A 16,791-nucleotide genomic window follows, 5' to 3' on the forward strand; every position below is an offset into this window, starting at 1 on the left:
CCGTGAGGATCCTCGACAAGCGGGAGTGGCAGGCACGGGCCGAGGCGCATCAGCGGAGGGTCGACGCCTGGGTCGGGCCGCACCTGAGCCGCCGCAAGGAGGGCAGGGCCCACCCGGTCGAAGACTTCCTGTTCGACTACTACGGCTACCGCCCCGGGCGGCTGCGCAGGTGGCATCCCGGAGCGGGCGTCGTGCTGGCCGACGCCCAGGGCTACGGAGCCGACTACCTCGACACCGGCGAGGGCGCCACCGTCGACGTCGACCGGCTGCTGGACAAGCGGCGCGCGATGGTCGAGTGGACGGCCGCGCTGCTGTCGGCGACCGCCGCACGGCAGGGCAACTTCGGCTGCTTCGGCATGCACGAGTGGGCGATGGTCTACAAACTGCCCGCCGACCAGGTACGGCACGCCGCGCAGCCGCTGCGCATGCCGTCCGAGGAGATCGCCGCCGTCGTCGAGCGCCGTGGCGCCCGGTGCAGCCACTTCGACGCCTTCAGGTTCTTCACCGAGGCCGCACGCCCGCTCAACGCCCTGCGGCCGACCCGCGAACGCCAGGTGGAGCTCGAACAGCCCGGCTGCCTGCACGCCAACATGGACCTGTACAAGTGGGCCTACAAGCTGTCGCCCCTCGTGCCGAGCGAGCTGGTCGCCGACTGCTTCGAGCTGGCCCGCGACATCAGGACGCTCGACATGCGCGCCAGCCCCTACGACCTGAGCGCCCTCGGCTACGCACCCGTCCCGATCGAGACGCCCGAGGGCAGGGTCGCCTACGCGGCCGCCCAGCGCGGGTTCGCCGAGCGGGCCGCGCCGCTGCGCCGTACTCTCATGGAGCTGTGCCAGGGGCTGCTCGCCGGCGCCCCTCGCTGACGGTGAAGGTCGCGCGGAAGCGGGCACGGGCGGCGTGCCCGCGCAGGATGAGCAGGCCGAGCGGGCGTCCGTTCGGGTTCCCTTCCGCCGTGGCGGCGTAGGCCGCGAACCCGTCGGGCACGGCGAGCGCGAGGTGCGGGGCGCCGTCGAAGTCCCAGGTGCCGCGCAGGATCCCGTCGGCGGGGACGGCGAGCCGGCGGACATCACGCAACGCCGCCGCCTCCTGACCGAGGACGCCCGCGTCACGGCCCTCGGGTCGGGCGTCGCCACCGTTCCCGGGTCGGGCGTCACGCGGGCTCGCGGAGCCGGCGGCGCCCACGTTCTCGGGTCGGACATCGCGGGGGACCTTGGAGCCGGCGTCGCAAGGGCCCGAGGGCGAGATCGTGGAGGAGCAGGAGACGCCGGTGGAGTGAGCGGCGGAGTCGCTGGGATCACGCGGCTCGCACGCGGGCCGGGAGGAAGAGGGCTCCCGGCCGTGGCGGGCGGAGGCCGAGGGCTCCCGAACCCCCTGGGCGGGAGAACCGGAGGGTGGGCCGGTCGAGGGGGCGGCGGGGTGGTCCGGGGTCGGGTCGGGTGAGTCGGAGGGTGGGCGGGTCGAGGGGGCGGCGGGGTGGTCCGGGGTCGGGTCGGGTGAGTCGGAGGGTGGGCAGGTGGAGGGGGCGGCGGGGTGGTCCCGGGGCGGGTCGGGGGAGAAGAGGCCGTCGCCGTGGAAGGCCCATTCGATGCGCCGTGCCGAGGGCAGCGTGACCGTGACCTCGTCGGTCCACCCGTCGTCCGTCACCGCGACCGAGCGGCGCAGCACGTTGCCCTCCCACGCCGACTCCGCCACGAGACGGCGTTCGGACGACTCCAGCAGGCGTCCCGTGTGCGGGGGCTGCCGGGCCCCGTCGACGATCGCCACGTTGTGCGCGAGGGGCGAGCGCATCCACGCCGTGAACGCCGAGCCGTACCCGCTGGTGCCGAGGTCGAGGCTGTACCAGCCGGTGGCGGTCTCGACGTCGACGTTGAGCTTGTCGCGGTGGTCGTGCCAGCCGGCGTCGGGGCCGAACCGCATCGCCAGCCGTACCGCGGGGGAGCGCAGCACCCCGATCCCGGCGTGCGGCCACACGAAGGACGAGCGACGCCCGGCCACCCGGTCCGGCGCGAAGTCGCGGGCGGCGGCGGGCGAGCCCGCGGGACTCCGGCTGGTTCCGGAGGCCGGGGCGGCGGGCGAGCCCGCGGGCTTCCGGTCGGTTCCGAAGGCGGGGGCGGCGGACGAGCCTGCTGGTTTCCGGTCGGTTTCGGAGGCCGGGGCGGTGGACGGTGAGGCCGCGGGCACCTCGTCCGGGCCGAAGAGCAGGGCGGCGACGGACGAGCGGTACCCGACCTCCACGCCGCCGGGCAGGGCGTCGGGGCGGCCGAACCACGGACGCACCGGGCCGGGACGGCGGCGTTCGTAGTAGGGGGCCAGGTCGACCGCCGCCTCGGGGAGGAGCGTGCAGGCCGCCTCGGCCTGGGCGGCGAAGTCCCCGACGTGGCACTCGGCCCAGCCGTCGCCGTAGGCGGGCAGGCGAGTGTCGGCGTAGGCGAGCGACGGCGGGGCGGCGATCGCGCGCGCGAGCCGTCGTGCCGCCCGCTCGGACAGTCCTTCGGGTCCGGCGGCCTCGCGGTAGGACAGGAGGGCGGCGACCGCGTAGTAGTGGTAGTGGGCGTTGATCTCGTACCAGAGACCTTCCGGGTGGAAGCCCTCCATGACCTGGGCTTCCGCGCCGAAGGGCGCGTCGCGGCACCACTCCGTCAGGTTCCGGTCGCCGAGCCGGGCGGCGCACTCGGCCAGCGCGGCCAGCAGCCAGCAGTGGATGTTGTGCACCATGCCGGCCTGCGGGCGCAGCAGATCCGCGATGGCGCTCGCCATGGCGTCGACGGCGGCGGAGGTGGCGGGGCTGAGCACGTCGCCCGCCCAGCGCAGCGCGCGCAGCAGGCCGACGGCCCAGACCGCCTCGTCGAGCGACTGCGGCTGGACCCGGCCCTGGCCCGCGTTGCCGCCGTGGGGTTCGTAGGAGAGGTAGTGGCGGGCGTAGGCGGCGGCGAGGCGTTCGAGTTCGGCGGCGGCCTCCGCGGCGGTGTCCGACAGGCGGACGAGCAGGGCGGCGCGCTGGGCCTGGACGGCCGCGGCGTCGTGCATCGTGGTGCGCCACGCGCCGTCCCACGGCTCGCCCCGGTAGACCCGGTCGCAGGCGGAGCAGGCGTGCCGCGCGGGCGTGGCGGCGTCGAACACCAGGGGGGCGCCGTCGGCGTCGCAGAAGTAGTGGTGCGTCCACGCCGAGGGCTGGTCGGGGCCGGGGATGACCAGGTCGCGCGACCAGCGGGTGAAGTCCGATCTGATGGCGGTGAGGATCTCCGCCGCCCACGGCCTGGTCTCCAGCCTGCGCCGGATCGCGGGCCACGCGGGCGTGTACGCGGCGCTCATCTCCCCATCCTGCCCACCCTCCCGTCCTGCCCGCCGCGCCGCCGGTCATCCGGCGACCATCCGGCGATCTCCGGCTGCACGGAGGCGCCCGGCCGCACGGGAGACGCGGGGCAGCGGTGGCAGCGCCGCGCGTGGGGGAGGCGCGCGGCGCATCAGGGCGTCGGGTGTGCGGTGTGGGCTCTCAGCTCGTCTGGCCGCTCTTGGTCACGGTGCCGTCCTTGGCGTCGACCCTGATCTGGTGCCTGGTGCCGTCCGACCCGACGACGTCGGACTCCCAGACCACGGCGCCCTTGTGCCGGTCGAGCTTCAGCTCGGTGATCTTGCCTTCGGGCACCGCGGCGGCCACCTTCTCGGCCGCGTCCTGGTAGGTGAGCTCGGCACCCTTGACGAGGGCGAGGAGCTTGGCCTTGTCCTCGGCGTCGCCTTCCCTGGCCGTGGGTCCCGAGACGACCTTTCCTGAGGAGTCCACTTCGAGCTCCTGCTCGGTGCCGTTCTTCTCGGCCAGCTCGACCTCCCAGATCTTGCCGTTCTCCTCGGCCTCGAGGGAGACGACCGTGCCGCCCTCGACGGCGTCCATGGCGGCGGTGCCCGCCCGGGTGATGTCCTCCATGCCGCCGACTCCGGGACTCGGCTCCCCGGGGCTCATTTCGCCGGGGCTGGGCTCGGGGGGCATCGTCGGCGACGCGAGGCCGGCGACGGCGCCTCCGACGGCGGGTGCGGGCGCCGCCTTGGCGGCGTCGGTCGGCGTGCCGGCGCATGCGGCGGCCGCGAGCAGGGCCGCACCCGCAACTCCGGCACCGATGATGGCTTTTGTCCGTTTTGACCCAGTCATATGGGTGGACTGCCCGGATCGTCGTAAAGCCACGCCCAGAGGGGAGACAACACGAGCCCGGCGACCGTTCACCTCATGGTCGGCCGGCTGCGCGGGAACGGCTCCCCTTCTCCGCCAGGGGGCTGAACTCGGGCCCGACGTCGCGCGTCTCCGCCACCACGTGCGCGTGGAAGGCCCGCACCACAGGGGTGAGCTGGGCGGGCCTGACGATGCCGATCGTGCGGAACACGGCGGGCGACAGCGGGATCTCGACCACGCCCGGCAGCGGCGCGACCCCGTAGCCGGGCAGCAGCGCGACGCCGAGTCCCGCGCCGACCAGTCCGCGCACGGTGTCGGACTCCTGGCCCTCGAAGGTGATCCGGGGCCGGAAGCCGGCGGCGGCGCACAGCTCGTCGGTGATCTGGCGCACGCCGTACCCCTGCTCCAGCGTGACGAAGTCCTCGTCGGCCAGTTCGGCGGCGCGTACCCGGCGGCGGCGGGCCAGCCGGTGCGAGGCGGGGACGGTGAGCACCAGTTCCTGCCGGGCCAGCGGGGTGCCGGTCAGCTCGGCGTCGCCCGAGGGGAGCGGCGCGACGAACGCCAGGTCGATCTCGCCCTCGCGCAGCCGCCGCAGGATGTCCTGCCGCGAGCCCTGCACCAGGCTGAAGCGCACCCCCGGACGCCGCTCGCGGAAGCCGCCCACCAGCGCGGGCACGAGAGAGCGGCCGAGCAGGTGCAGGAAGCCGAGCACGATCCGGCCGCTGCCGGGGTCGATCTCCTCCCGCACCTCCCGGACACCCGTCGCCATGACCGCCAGCGCGCGGACCGCCGCGTCGGCGAGGGTGCGACCGGCCCTGGTCAACCTGACGCCTCTGCCGTGCGGGACGACCAGCGGGGTGCCGGCCGCCTCCGACAGCGCGGCGAGCCGCCTGCTCACCGTCGGCTGGGGTACGCCGAGCAGTTCCGCCGCCCTGGTCACGTGCTCGGTTTCCTTGATCGCGGCCAGCAGTTCGAGGTTCGGCGCCCATTCATGCATCACGGTATGAATTTTCGCATATTGCGGTATTGGACGTATTTATTAGCGTTGCTTAGTTTCGTACTCGTGGCTATCGCACCTCGAGTGGCTGTCGGCGTCGCGGCCGCGGGCATCTCCTCCTTCGCCCTGCTCTACGCGCCGCAGCCCGTCCTGCCTCAGCTCGCCGCTGAGTTCCACCTCGACCCGGGAAGCGCCTCGCTGGCGGTCGGGGTGGCCACCGGCGCGCTGGCCGTCGCCGTGCTGCCCGTCGCCGCGCTGTCGGAGGTCGTCGGCAAGCGGCGGATCATCCTCGTCTCCGTCATCGCCTCCGCCGTGCTCGGCCTGCTGCTGCCGCTGGCGCCGACGTTCGAGACGCTGCTGGTGCTCAGGGCCCTGCAGGGCGTGGCCATCGCGGGCTTCCCCGGCGTCGCCGCGGCGTACCTGATGGACCTGCTGGGCGCGGCGGGGGTGGCCACCGCGGTCGGCGCGATGATCGCCGGCAACTCGGTCGGCGGCATGGCCGGCCGCCTGGTGGCCGGGCTGGTCACCGAACCGCTCGGCTGGCACGGCGCGCTCGCCGTCGTCGGCGGCGTCTGCGCGGTCTGCGCGGCGGTCGCCGCCCTCACGCTGCCGCCCACGCCCCCGCGCCCGCGGGTCCGACCGGGTGGCGGCCTGCGGGCCGCCTTCAGCCGCCCCGTGCTCCTCGCCCAGTACGGCGTGGCCGCCGCCGGCGTGGGCTCCTTCGTCGCCGTCTACAACGCCGCCGGGTTCAGGCTGATCCGCGAGCTCGGCCTCGCCCCCGCCGTCGCCTCCCTCGTCTTCCTCGCCTACGCCATGGGCACGCTGTCCTCCGGCGCCGCCGGCCGGCTCGTCGCCAGGTACGGCAAGCGCCCGGTCCTCGTCGCCGCGCTCCTGGTCACCGTTCTCGGCACGCTGCTGACCATCCCCGACTCCCTGGCCCTCGTGGTCACCGGGCTGGTGGTGCTGACCGGCGGCTTCTTCGCCGCGCACGCCGTCGCCAACGGCTGGGCGGCCGCCGAGGCCCCCGAAGGCGCCCGCGGCCACGTCTCCGGCATGTACACGCTCTTCTTCTACGTGGGCAGCAGTGTCGGTGGCACGCTGGGCAGCATCGTGTACGGCAGGGCAGGCTGGAGCTGGCTGGTCGGGTTCACCGCCGCGTGGTTGCTGGCGGCGATGACCGGAGTGCTGACCGAAGGGAGAAGGCGGCGTGGCCATCAACGTCACGGTGTGGGGCGAGAACGTGCACGAGCGGCGGGAGGAGGACGTCCGGCTGCGCTATCCGGAGGGGATGCACGGCGCGATCGCCGCCGGGCTGCGTGACCGGCTCGGCGAACGGGTCGCGGTGCGGACCGCGACCATGGACGAGCCGGCGCACGGCCTCACCGAGAAGGTCCTCGCCGAGACGGACGTGCTGACCTGGTGGGGCCATGCCGCCCACGAGGAGGTCTCGGCGGAGGTGGTCGCCCGCGTCCACGAGCGCGTGCTGGGCGGCATGGGCCTGCTGGTGCTCCACTCGGGGCACTTCTCCCGGATCTTCCGCGCGCTGATGGGCACGACCTGCACGCTGACCTGGCGTGACGCGGGAGAGCGCGAGCTGGTGTGGACGGTCGACCCCGCGCACCCGATCGCGGCGGGCGTGCCCAACCCGCTCGTCATCGAGCAGCACGAGACCTACGGCGAGCCGTTCGGCGTCCCCACCCCTGACGAGCTGGTCTTCATCAGCTCCTTCACCGGCGGCGAGGTCTTCCGGGCCGGCTGCTGCTACCGCAGGGGCAAGGGACGGATCTTCTACTTCAGCCCGGGCGACCAGAAGTACCCGGTCTTCTACCACGAGGGCGTCCTGCGGGTGCTGGCCAACGCCGTGCTGTGGGCGGCGCCCGCCGAAGGGGCGGGCGAGCCGCTGCGCAACGTCCACACGCCGATCACCTGGTAGGGCGCCGGTCGCCCGCCCTCGGGCCGGTGATCGGAGGGGAGCGGATAAAGTCCCATCCTTATGGAGCTGATTGACAAGGTGCGCGAACTGCGCGGCCAGGGCAAGTCGCCCAAGGAGATCGCCCGCGCGCTGGGCGTACCGCCGTCGAAGGTGGCGCCGCTGGTGCGGGCGGTCGCGGCCGAGGCCCCCGCCGAGGAGATGGGGGAGGTGGCCGGGAGCTGGGTCACCACCGGCTGGAGCGTCGGCCTCACCGCGCCGGGGTGGGTCGACGAGGCCCCGGAGGAGCACGGCACCAACGGCACCGTCTGCGTGCTGGTCGCCCGCCGGCACGGCTGGGACAAGTACGTGGTCTGCGGCTACCTGGTCGACACCTACTGCCTGGGCGTCAGGCACACCGTCGGCCCCGACGTCATGGACGAGCGCGAGCTGCGCCGCTTCCGCGACTACTTCTTCTCCGACTTCCCCGGCTGGCAGGAGGCGCCGTTCGAGCTGGCCAGGGAGCTGGTGCTGGGCTCGGTCGAGTACGCCAGGAGCCTCGGCCTCGACCCGATCGAGGACTTCGCGCCGCTCGCCCGCCACCTGGGCGAGGAGGAGATCGCCGGGACCGTCACCTTCGGCAGGGACGGCAGGCCGTTCTACGTCGTGGGCCCGAACGACGAGCCCCGCAAGGTGCTCCGCCAGCTCGAACGCGCCGTCGGCAAGCCGCCGAACTTCGGCTACGTCATGGTCTCGCCCGAGGACTCCTGACCCCGGATCGGCGGGGGCGCGACCGCGCGGAAACCCGCCGGACCCGTGGAAGATGCCGAACCCACACCCCCAACCCCATTACGCTGCGGTTGAGGGCGTTATGGGGCGGAGGGGCTGAGTGATCGAGAACGGAGTGGCGAGCCGTACGGCGATGCCTGGGACGGTCGCGTCCGGTGAGGCGGTCGGCAGGGTGCTCGGCACGCAGGCGGCCTCCCCGCTCTCCTTCTGGATCGGCCTCGAACCAGGCCGGGTCGTCCAGCTCGACGACGTCGTGGTCACCCGCAGGGAGGTCCCCGGCTACGGCCAGGTGCTGGTCGCGGGCGTGGTCGCGACCGTCGAGGCCAGGCACGAGGGCGCCGCCTACGACTCCGACGTCTTCCTCATCGCCGACGGCGCGCTGCCCGCCGCCGTCGTCGAGGTGGCCGAGGTGCGGGTCACCAGGGTCGAGCCTGAGGTGTTCGTGCCGCCGCTGCCCGGTGAGATCGTCTACCGTGCCGGCGCCGGCGACCGCGACCAGGCGCTCTACTTCGACGTGATGGAGCGCCGCGTCCCCATGGGCATGGGCCGCGACGGCCAGCCGCTGTTCGTCAACTTCGACTTCCTCGACGGCACGCGCGGCGCCCACGTGTCCATCTCGGGCGTCTCGGGTGTGGCGACCAAGACCTCCTTCGCCACCTTCCTGCTGTACTCGATCTTCCATTCGGGCGTCCTGCAGGGCGACGCCGCCAACACCAAGGCGCTGATCTTCTCGGTGAAGGGCGAGGACCTGCTCTTCCTCGACCACCCCAACAGCCGGCTCGACGCCGCCTCGGCCGCCGCCTACGAGCGCCTGGGCCTGCCCGCCGAGCCGTTCGGCAGCGTGCACGTCTTCGCCCCTCCGCGCCCGAACGACCCCAACGCGGTCCCGCACGTCGCCGCCCGCACCCACGGTGTCAGCGCCTTCTACTGGACGCTCGAGGAGTTCTGCAAGGAGGAGCTGCTCCGCTTCGTCTTCGCCGACGCCGACGACGAGCGGGCCGGCTACTCCCTGCTCGTCGGCCAGGTCGCGGCGCGGCTGGCGGCGTGGGCCGTCCCGGTGGAAGGCGGCGCGATCAAGCTGCCCGAGGGCGGGGTGTGCCGCACGTTCTCCGACCTGGTCGAGCTGCTCAGCGACCAGCTCATGGACGAAGCGAGCAGGGTCACCTGGGCGGGCGCCCAGACCCCGCTCGGCACCGTCAACGCCTTCCTGCGCCGCCTGCGCAGCGCGGTCAGGCCGCTGTCGCCGATCATCAGGGCCGACGTGTCGGGCGGCCGTCCGCACTCGATCCGCACGTCCGACGCGCAGGTCTCCATCGTCGACCTGCACAACCTGCCCGAGCGTGCCCAGCGGTTCGTCGTCGGCGTGGTCCTGCGCGGCGAGTTCGCCAGGAAGGAGAGCTCGGGCACGGCCAGGCCGCTGCTGTTCGTCGTGCTGGACGAGCTCAACAAGTACGCCCCCCGCGAGGGCGACTCGCCGATCAAGGAGATCCTGCTCGACGTGGCCGAGCGCGGCCGGTCGCTGGGCGTGATCCTCATCGGCGCCCAGCAGACCGCCTCCGAGGTGGAGCGCCGCATCGTCTCCAACAGCGCGGTGCGCGTGGCGGGCCGCCTCGATCCCGCCGAGGCGGGCCGCTCGGAGTACGGCTGGCTGCCGCCGGCCGTCAGGGACCGGGCCACGATCGCCAAGCCGGGCACCATGTTCGTCGCCCAGCCGGAGATCCCGGTGCCGCTCGCCGTCGCCTTCCCCTTCCCCGCCTGGGCCACCCGGCCGTCGGAGGCGGTGCCGATCAGACCGGCGAGTGAGGACCCGTTCCACGGACTGGTCGAAGAAGAGGACATCCCGCCGTTCTGATCGGAGCCCGATGAAGATCCTGCACACCGCCGACTGGCACGTCGGCAAGGTGCTCAAAGGCCGCTCCCGCATCGACGAGCACCGCGCCGTGCTGAGGGAACTGGTCGCGACCGCCCGCGAGGAGAACGTGGACGCCGTCATCGTCGCCGGCGACGTCTTCGACACCTCCGCGCCCACCCCGGAGGCGCAGGCGCTGGTCATGCCCGCGCTGATGGCGCTGCGCGAGGACGGGCGCGACGTGGTGGTGCTGGCCGGCAACCACGACAACCCGCAGCTGCTCGAGGTCTACCGGCCGGTGCTCGGCGCGCTCGGCATCCAGGTCGTCGGCGCCTTCCGCCGCCCCGACAGGGGAGGCACGCTGTCCTTCACCGCCAGGACCGGCGAGCCCGTGCGGCTGGCCGTCCTGCCCTTCCTGTCCCACCGGTACGTGGTGCGCGCGGCCGAGGTGCTGACGGGCACCCCCGCCGAGCACAACCGTGACTACGCCGCCAGGATCGGCGAGCTGCTCGGCGCCCTGACCGCCCCCTTCCAGGCCGACACCGTCAACATCGTGGCCACCCACGGCACGCTGCCCGGCGGGGCGTTCGGCGGCGGCGAGCGGGAGGCGCAGTCGATCTTCTCCTACTACTTCGAGGCCACCGCGTTCCCCTCCGCCACCCAGTACGCCGCGCTCGGCCACCTGCACCGCAGGCAGCAGATCGCCGGGCCGTGCCCGATCTGGTACAGCGGCTCGCCCCTCGCCGTCGACTTCGGCGAGGAGGCCAACACCCCCGGCGCGCTGCTGGTCGACGTCTCACCGGGACGGCCGGCGGTCGTGCGCGAGGTGACGTTCAGGCAGGCCAGGACGCTCCGCACGGTCACCGGCACGCTGGAGCAGCTCGAGGCCATGGATCTCGGCGACGCGTGGGTGAAGGTGATCGTGGAGGAGAAACCGCGCCCGGGGCTGGCCGACACGGTGCGGGAGCTGCTGCCGGGTGCGCTCGACGTGGCGCTCGACGAGCGGTTCCGGCCGGTGCGGGCCGTACCGAAGGCGTCGACCGCCTCGCGCAGCCCGCGCGAGCTGTTCCGCGACTACCTCACCAGCGCCGGACGCCACGACGACCAGGTGGCCGGGCTGTTCGACCGGCTCTACGACGAGGTGACCGGCTGATGCGACCGCTCCTGCTGCACCTGGAGAACTTCGGCAGCTTCCGCGCGCCCGTCACGATCGACTTCTCCGACATCGACTACTTCGCCCTGGTCGGCCCGACCGGCGCGGGCAAGAGCACGGTGATCGACGCGATCTGCTTCGCGCTGTACGGCACGGTGCCGCGCTGGGGCAAGGAGAACGTGATCGCCCACGCGCTGGCGCCTTCGGCCGCCGCGGGCAAGGTGGCGCTGGTCTTCGAGAGCGCCGGACGCCGCCATGGCGTGGTCCGCGCGCTCCAGCGCGACGCCAAGGGCACCGTCCGCACCAAGGAGGCCAGGCTCGACGAGCTCGACCCCGCCGTCACGGGCGAGCTGGCGCAGGTGCTGGCGGCGGTGCTGCGGCCGGTCGCCGAGGGCGACGCCGTCACCCCGGAGGTGCAGCGGGTCACGGGCCTGGAGTACAAGTTCTTCACCCAGTGCGTGGTGCTGCCGCAGGGCCGCTTCGCCGAGTTCCTGCACGCCGCGCCGCGCGAGCGGCAGGACCTGCTGGTCCAGCTCCTCGACGCCGACGTCTACGAGCGCATCAGGCAGCGGGCCGTCCGCGAGGAGGAGGCGAGCAAGCAGGCCGCCGCCTTCGCCCGCGACCAGCTCGGCAAGCTGTCCGGCGCCGACGCCGACGCCGAGCGGGCGGCGGCCGACCAGGTCGCCACGCTGCGCGCGCTCGCCGAGCGGATCGACCTCGACCTGCTGCGCGCCCGCGAGGAGGAGATCCGCAGGGCGGCGGCCGACCGCGAGGCGGTCGCCGTCCGGGTCAAGGCGCTGCAGTCGCTGCTGATGCCGCAGGAGGTGCCGACGCTCGCCGAGAGCGCCCGGCAGGCCGCGGCGACCGTGACGGCCTTCGCGGAGGAGGTGGCGGCGCTGGAGGCGGCCGAGCACCGGGCCCACGACGAGCTGGCGGCGCTCGGCGACCGGCACACGATCGCCCACCGCCTGGCCGCCCTCGACGAGCGGGAGCGGGTGACCGCCGCGGCCGGCGAGGCCACGACCGCGGCCGCCCGGGTCCGTGACGCGCTGCCGGGCCTGTCGGAGGCGGCGCGCCGTGCCACGGAGGCGCTGGCCGCCGCCGAGCGCGAGCGTGACCGGCTGCGCGACGCCCACACCGCCGCCGACCTGGCCGCCCGCCTGTCGGTCGGCGAGCCGTGCCCCACCTGCCTGCGCCCGCTGACCGAGCTGCCGCACCATCCCGCGCTCGCCGACGTCGGCGCGGCCGAGCGCGCGCTGCGCGCCGCCAGGACGGAGGCCGAGCGCACCAGGACCGGCCTCGGCAAGGCCGAGACCGAGGCCGCCATGCTCGACTCGCAGGTCGCCGCGTTCGCGGCCAGGCTGGCCGAGCTGCCGCCGCCCAGCGAGCGGACCGCCCTGGAGGAGCGCATGACCGCCGTGCGCAAGGCCGACGCGGCCGTGGCCGAGGCGCGCAAGGCCGTACGGGCCGGCCGGGCCAGGCTGGAGCAGGCCCAGCGCACCGCCGACAGCACGCGGCGCCGGACGGAGCAGGCGTGGCGCGAGCTGGAGCAGGCCCGTGACGGCGTGCTCACCCTCGGCGCGCACCCCGACGGCACCCCTCCTCCTCCCGTCGACCGGGAGGACCTGCACCGGGCCTGGAGCGCGCTGATCGCCTGGCGCGACGAGGCCGGGCGGGCGGCCCGAGTCGCGCTGACCGAACGGGAGGCGGAACTCTCCCGCGCGGAGACCAGCCGGGCCGAGGAACGGGCCAGGCTCACCGGGCTGCTGGCCGAGCACGAGATCGCCGTCCCGGCCCAGGCGGGGCCCGACCAGATCGGCGCGGCCCTCGCCACCGCCGTCGCCCGCGCCGAGAGCAGGCTCGACCGGGTCAGGGAGGACCGCGAGCGCGCCCGCGCGCTCGAGGCGCTGGCCGCCGAGAAGGAGCAGGAGGCCAGGGTCGCCCACGAGCTGACCCTGCTCCTGCGCGCCAACGCCTTCGAGCGGTGGCTGTGCGCCGAGGCGCTGGAGCTCCTGGTCGTGACCGCCTCCGACACGCTGCGCGAGCTGTCCGACGGGCAGTACGAGCTGACCCTCGGCGGCAAGGGCGACATCGAGGTCATCGACCACGGCGAGGCGGGCATGCGGCGCAGCGCGCGCACGCTGTCGGGCGGCGAGACCTTCCAGGCCGCCCTCGCCCTGGCCCTCGCGCTGTCGGGCACCGTGGCGCGCAGCCTCGACTCGATCTTCCTCGACGAGGGGTTCGGCACCCTCGACCCCGCCACTCTCGACACCGTCGCCACCACCCTCGAACGCCTGGCGGCGGGACAGGACCGCATGGTCGGCGTCGTCACGCACGTTCCCGCGCTGGCCGACCGGGTGCCCGTGCGGTTCGAGATCGGCCGCGACGCCAAGGGGTCGCACCTGCGGAGGGTGGGAGCATGACGGCGTCCGTGACGGAGTTCACCGTCGATCCCTGGGACCCCGGCTACGCGGCGGCGCTGGCCGTCGAGGCGCTGGCCGAGCTGGGCCCGACGAGCGCCGAGCTGGTCCTCGACATCGAGCGCGACGCGGCCGACTGGAAGCCGGTCGACCCGTCGCCCGGCACGACCGCGCCGCAGGCGCTGCTGATCGCCGACGGGGTCCGCAGGGTCGACGCGCGCGTGTGGGTGCACGATCCCTCCTCGCCGATGCCGATCCCGGGCATCGCCGCCTCCTACGCGGCCGGGATCGTCGAGTGCGGACCCTCGGGGGCGACGCTCGCGGCCCTCGAGGTGGGCAGGTCGCTGTTCAGCGCCTCGCCGTACACGCCGGAGGTCAAGACACCGCACGCGACCTACCGGGCGGAGCGGGCCTCGGGGCCGAGCATGGACGAGCTGTCGCTGGCCCTGCAGCGGCAGGTCACGCAGCTGGAGGTCGACCTGGCGGTCAGGTACCGCTCGCGGACCGACGACCTGCTGCTGGTCGACGGGCCCCTGCGCGGGCGCACCCATCTGCCGCGCACGGTCGGCTACATCAAGACCCACCACACCGCCTACCTGCCGGGCCCGCAGAGCGCGGTGGTCTCGGCGCTCGCGCCTGGCCAGCGCACCCCGGTCTTCCTCATGGGCACCAGCTGGCGGCGGCACGCCTGGTACGTGCGGCTGCCCGTCCGCTCGGCCGCGCCGTGGGCGGGCATCGCCCGCTGCGAGGCAGGCGCGGACCTGCCCCGCGACGAGGTCGTACGGCTGGCCGACACGCTCACGCTCGTGCTGCCCGCCCTGGCCGGGGTCGACTACAAGGATCCGCGCGCCCCGCAGAACCTCGTGCCGATCGGCGGCCTGGAGAAGCTGCTGCGCCATCGCCTCGGGGATCCCAAACTCCTCTACCGCGCCCTGCGCACCGCCGCCCATTCTTGACCGCCTTCCTTTCTCGTGTTTCGGTGGTGATCAACACGAGAAAGGAGCGTCATGGGAAACAGCAATTCCGACGGCGTGACCCTGCTCAAGCCAGGTGCCTCCGTCCTGGAAGACGAATTCTCGCTCACGCTCGCGGAAATGGTGCTGCTCGACGAGTCGTTCACGGTCCGCTGACCGTGGATTCGCGCGCCCGGAGAGAGCGCGAGGTGAGCCTCGCCGATTCGCTCGGCATCATCGAGTCCTTGTTCAGGGACGCGGGATTGTCGGTGGAACTGGTGTCCGCCGGCACGTCGGAGTTTCCCGTCCACCGCTGCTCGGTCCTCGCCCCTTCCGGCGAGATCGTGGCCGAGTCGCTCGGCAAGGGGCGTGGCGAACAGAGCAGGGCGAGCGCTCTCTTCGAGGCGTGGCAGCATCTCCAGCACGAGCGCGGCCAGGCCGCGCTTCCCTTCGACACCGAGCGCGTCCGCGTGCTTCCCGTCGCCGCCGTCCTGGACCAGGAGGGGATCGGGGGCGACGAGATGCTCGCCAGGCTCGGCCGCGACTTTCCCTCCGCCTCGCCGGCCTGCCTGCTGCTGGAGCCGCTGACCGGTGGGCGGCCGCTGTGGTACCCGGCCTTCACCAGGTCGCCCGCCTGCAGGGAGCATCCGATTCCCGGCGACGACCTGCGGGGCTACGTGCCGTACCTGCGTTACGCCTACGACAGCGGCACCGCCACGGGCGTGACGGAGAACGAGGCGGTGCTGCACGGCCTGCTGGAGGTCGTCGAGAGGGACGCGCTCTCGCACGCCCTGCTCGACTGGTATCTCGGCGACGGGCCGATCGCCGCCGTGCCGCACGAGGCGGCTCTGGTCCTGGACATCACCTCCGATCTGGGGATTCCCGCCTACTGCGCGCTGCCGGTCGCGGCCGGTGATCCGCCTGGCGTGCTGGGGTCGGGGGCGTCGCTCGACCCCGCGTACGCGATCGAGCGGGCGGTGACCGAGCTGGCGCAGTCGCGTTTCAACATGTCGCTCGGCGTGGACCTCACCCTGGAGCGCAGGCTGGAGTCGCTGCGGCCGTGGCCGCTGCTCGACAGGTGCGCGCGGGTGGACCCGGCGCCCCTGCGGGAGCGGCTGACGTACACCGGGGCCCCTCCTGACGCGCCGGCCACCGCCGGCGTCGAGGCGCAGATCGCGCTCGTCCTCGACACCCTGGCCGCCGCGGGGCTGTCGGCCTACCTGTTCCGGTGGAATCCCGGCGGCCCCGGCTGCCCGGTCGTGACGGTCGTCGTTCCCGGGATGGACACCTTCTCCATGGTGCACAACGCGATTCCCGTCCTGCCGACGGGCCGGGCCATGCGCCGGTTGGTTTGATGCGTGCCGTTCTCGGCCGCCGGGATTTCCGGCTGGTGTTCTTCGGAATGGCCGCGAGTCTGCTGGGGGACGCCTCCCTGCTGCTCATTCCGTCGATTCTGGCGAAGAAGATGACGGGCTCCGACGGGGCCGCGGGGCTGGCGTTGTTCTTCTTCACCGCGCCGATGTGTTTCGCGCCGTTCTTCGGCATGGTGATCGACCGGGTGGACCGGCGGCGGTTTCTCGTCGGGGCCTGTCTCGTCTCGGCCGTCGCGCTGCTGCCGCTGGCCCTGGTGACAGGCCGGGCGACCTACTGGCTGGTCTACCCGGTGTCGGCCGCGATGGGCTGCTCCTACACCGTGATCTTCGGCGCGCTGAGCGGCCTGCTCAAGACCATGCTGCCCGACGCGCTGCTGGCGCAGGCCAACAACGCCCTGCAGACCACCCGCCACGGGGCCAGGCTGCTCGGCCCGCTGCTCGGCGTGGCCGTCTACACCAGTGCGGGGCTGTGGGCGGCCGTCGCCTTCGACATGGCCACCTTCGTCCTCGCCGCCGTCGCCTTCGCCGTGCTCCCGGCGCCGGCCCGCGGGGCGCGGCGTCCGCCGGGCCACTGGCGGGAGGAGTTCACCGCGGGGCTGCGGCACATCAGGCACGAGCGGACGATCCGCCCGGCCGTCACCGCGTTCGTGCTGATGTTCCTGGCCGCCGGGCTGACCGAGTCGATCATCTTCGCGGTCATCGAGGGCCTGGGCCGCCCGCCGGAGTTCACCGCCGTCACCTCCACCGCCATGGGCGTCGGCGCCATCGCCGCCGGCTTCGTGGTGGCCCGTCTGGTCGACAGGCTCGGCGAGCTGCGCATGGTCGGCGCGGGCATCGCCCTGTACGGCGTGGCCATCGGCATGTGGCTGGTGCCTGCCGAGACCGCGATGGTCGCCTCGATGGCGCTGGCCGGGATCAGCCTCACCCTCGCCGGCGTCGCCGTCCGCACCCTGCTCCAGCGCCGCAGCCCCAACGAGGTGGTGGGGCGCGTCTCCACCGCCTTCGACGCCCTGAGCGGCGGCGGGCAGCTGCTGTCCGTCGCGGCGGGCGCCGTCGTCGTGACCCTGATCGACCATCGCCTGCTGCTGCTGGTGGTGGTCGTGTGCGTCGTGCTGTCCGGGCTGCACGCCGTCCGCGCCTCCACCCGGATGTCCCTCGGCTGACCGGTCCTTTGATTCGGAAG

The 16,791-nt window shown here is 73.7% G+C and carries 14 protein-coding genes; 11 read left to right on the forward strand and 3 right to left on the reverse strand.

The window, feature by feature from the left end; translation table 11 throughout:
- The first annotated feature begins 2 nt into the window (after positions 1–2).
- On the forward strand, positions 3–866 hold the full coding sequence (locus ACWENQ_RS27325; protein ID WP_452416824.1) for a 3-methyladenine DNA glycosylase: 864 nt from the start codon (positions 3–5) through the stop codon (positions 864–866).
- On the opposite strand, the gene ACWENQ_RS27330 is transcribed toward ACWENQ_RS27325, so the two are convergent.
- The 3 genes from ACWENQ_RS27330 to ACWENQ_RS27340 all read right to left on the reverse strand — a co-directional run bounded on the left by ACWENQ_RS27330 (position 823) and on the right by ACWENQ_RS27340 (position 5,162).
- Positions 823–3,315, reverse strand: coding sequence for a heparinase II/III domain-containing protein (locus ACWENQ_RS27330; RefSeq protein ID WP_452416826.1), 2,493 nt, complete (start codon positions 3,313–3,315; stop codon positions 823–825). The genes ACWENQ_RS27325 and ACWENQ_RS27330 overlap by 44 nt on opposite strands.
- A gap of 181 nt (positions 3,316–3,496) precedes the next feature.
- Positions 3,497–3,925, reverse strand: a complete 429-nt coding sequence (locus ACWENQ_RS27335) for a PepSY domain-containing protein (RefSeq protein ID WP_449926942.1) — start codon at positions 3,923–3,925, stop codon at positions 3,497–3,499.
- A 295-nt stretch (positions 3,926–4,220) separates the two neighbouring features.
- The gene (locus ACWENQ_RS27340) at positions 4,221–5,162 is read right to left on the reverse strand and encodes a LysR family transcriptional regulator (RefSeq protein WP_452416978.1); all 942 of its coding nucleotides are present in this window, start codon (positions 5,160–5,162) and stop codon (positions 4,221–4,223) included.
- Between the two features lie 84 nt (positions 5,163–5,246).
- Between ACWENQ_RS27340 and ACWENQ_RS27345 the strand changes: the two genes are divergently transcribed.
- From ACWENQ_RS27345 to ACWENQ_RS27390, 10 genes are all read left to right on the forward strand, one after another.
- Positions 5,247–6,482, forward strand: coding sequence for an MFS transporter (locus tag ACWENQ_RS27345; protein WP_452416828.1), 1,236 nt, complete (start codon positions 5,247–5,249; stop codon positions 6,480–6,482).
- Positions 6,370–7,095, forward strand: coding sequence for a ThuA domain-containing protein (locus ACWENQ_RS27350; protein ID WP_452416829.1), 726 nt, complete (start codon positions 6,370–6,372; stop codon positions 7,093–7,095). Before ACWENQ_RS27345 ends, ACWENQ_RS27350 begins: the two co-directional genes overlap by 113 nt.
- Before the next feature lie 60 nt (positions 7,096–7,155).
- Entirely contained in the window at positions 7,156–7,842 is a 687-nt protein-coding gene (locus tag ACWENQ_RS27355) for a helix-turn-helix domain-containing protein (RefSeq protein WP_449926934.1), read from the forward strand.
- A 118-nt stretch (positions 7,843–7,960) separates the two neighbouring features.
- Positions 7,961–9,712, forward strand: coding sequence for an ATP-binding protein (locus ACWENQ_RS27360; RefSeq protein ID WP_452416831.1), 1,752 nt, complete (start codon positions 7,961–7,963; stop codon positions 9,710–9,712).
- 10 nt (positions 9,713–9,722) lie between these two features.
- On the forward strand, positions 9,723–10,862 hold the full coding sequence (locus ACWENQ_RS27365) for an exonuclease SbcCD subunit D (RefSeq protein WP_354918949.1): 1,140 nt from the start codon (positions 9,723–9,725) through the stop codon (positions 10,860–10,862).
- Positions 10,862–13,285, forward strand: a complete 2,424-nt coding sequence (locus ACWENQ_RS27370) for an AAA family ATPase (RefSeq protein WP_452416833.1) — start codon at positions 10,862–10,864, stop codon at positions 13,283–13,285. Before ACWENQ_RS27365 ends, ACWENQ_RS27370 begins: the two co-directional genes overlap by 1 nt.
- Positions 13,282–14,238 (forward strand): hypothetical protein, encoded by a 957-nt coding sequence (locus ACWENQ_RS27375; RefSeq protein ID WP_452416834.1) that lies wholly within the window; start codon positions 13,282–13,284, stop codon positions 14,236–14,238. The genes ACWENQ_RS27370 and ACWENQ_RS27375 overlap by 4 nt, the downstream gene beginning before the upstream one ends.
- Before the next feature lie 51 nt (positions 14,239–14,289).
- Positions 14,290–14,412 (forward strand): hypothetical protein, encoded by a 123-nt coding sequence (locus tag ACWENQ_RS27380; protein WP_449926922.1) that lies wholly within the window; start codon positions 14,290–14,292, stop codon positions 14,410–14,412.
- A 32-nt stretch (positions 14,413–14,444) separates the two neighbouring features.
- Positions 14,445–15,590 carry a YcaO-like family protein gene (locus ACWENQ_RS27385; protein ID WP_452416835.1) on the forward strand — a complete coding sequence of 382 codons (1,146 nt, stop codon included), beginning with the start codon at positions 14,445–14,447 and terminating at the stop codon, positions 15,588–15,590.
- Complete coding sequence (locus tag ACWENQ_RS27390; protein WP_452416836.1) at positions 15,590–16,771, forward strand: MFS transporter; 1,182 nt, start codon at positions 15,590–15,592, stop codon at positions 16,769–16,771. The genes ACWENQ_RS27385 and ACWENQ_RS27390 overlap by 1 nt, the downstream gene beginning before the upstream one ends.
- The last annotated feature ends 20 nt before the right edge of the window (positions 16,772–16,791 follow it).

The organism is Nonomuraea sp. NPDC004354, assembly GCF_053602555.1.

What these genes read in the sequence shown, in the direction of transcription:
- ACWENQ_RS27330 (WP_452416826.1), bottom strand. Translation starts at nt 3,315, where the DNA reads ATGAGCGCCGCGTACACGCCCGCGTGGCCCGCGATCCGGCGCAGGCTG.
- ACWENQ_RS27335 (WP_449926942.1), bottom strand. Translation starts at nt 3,925, where the DNA reads ATGGAGGACATCACCCGGGCGGGCACCGCCGCCATGGACGCCGTCGAG.
- ACWENQ_RS27340 (WP_452416978.1), bottom strand. Translation starts at nt 5,162, where the DNA reads ATGCATGAATGGGCGCCGAACCTCGAACTGCTGGCCGCGATCAAGGAA.
- ACWENQ_RS27355 (WP_449926934.1), top strand. Translation starts at nt 7,156, where the DNA reads ATGGAGCTGATTGACAAGGTGCGCGAACTGCGCGGCCAGGGCAAGTCG.
- ACWENQ_RS27365 (WP_354918949.1), top strand. Translation starts at nt 9,723, where the DNA reads ATGAAGATCCTGCACACCGCCGACTGGCACGTCGGCAAGGTGCTCAAA.
- ACWENQ_RS27370 (WP_452416833.1), top strand. Translation starts at nt 10,862, where the DNA reads ATGCGACCGCTCCTGCTGCACCTGGAGAACTTCGGCAGCTTCCGCGCG.
- ACWENQ_RS27375 (WP_452416834.1), top strand. Translation starts at nt 13,282, where the DNA reads ATGACGGCGTCCGTGACGGAGTTCACCGTCGATCCCTGGGACCCCGGC.
- ACWENQ_RS27380 (WP_449926922.1), top strand. Translation starts at nt 14,290, where the DNA reads ATGGGAAACAGCAATTCCGACGGCGTGACCCTGCTCAAGCCAGGTGCC.
- ACWENQ_RS27390 (WP_452416836.1), top strand. Translation starts at nt 15,590, where the DNA reads ATGCGTGCCGTTCTCGGCCGCCGGGATTTCCGGCTGGTGTTCTTCGGA.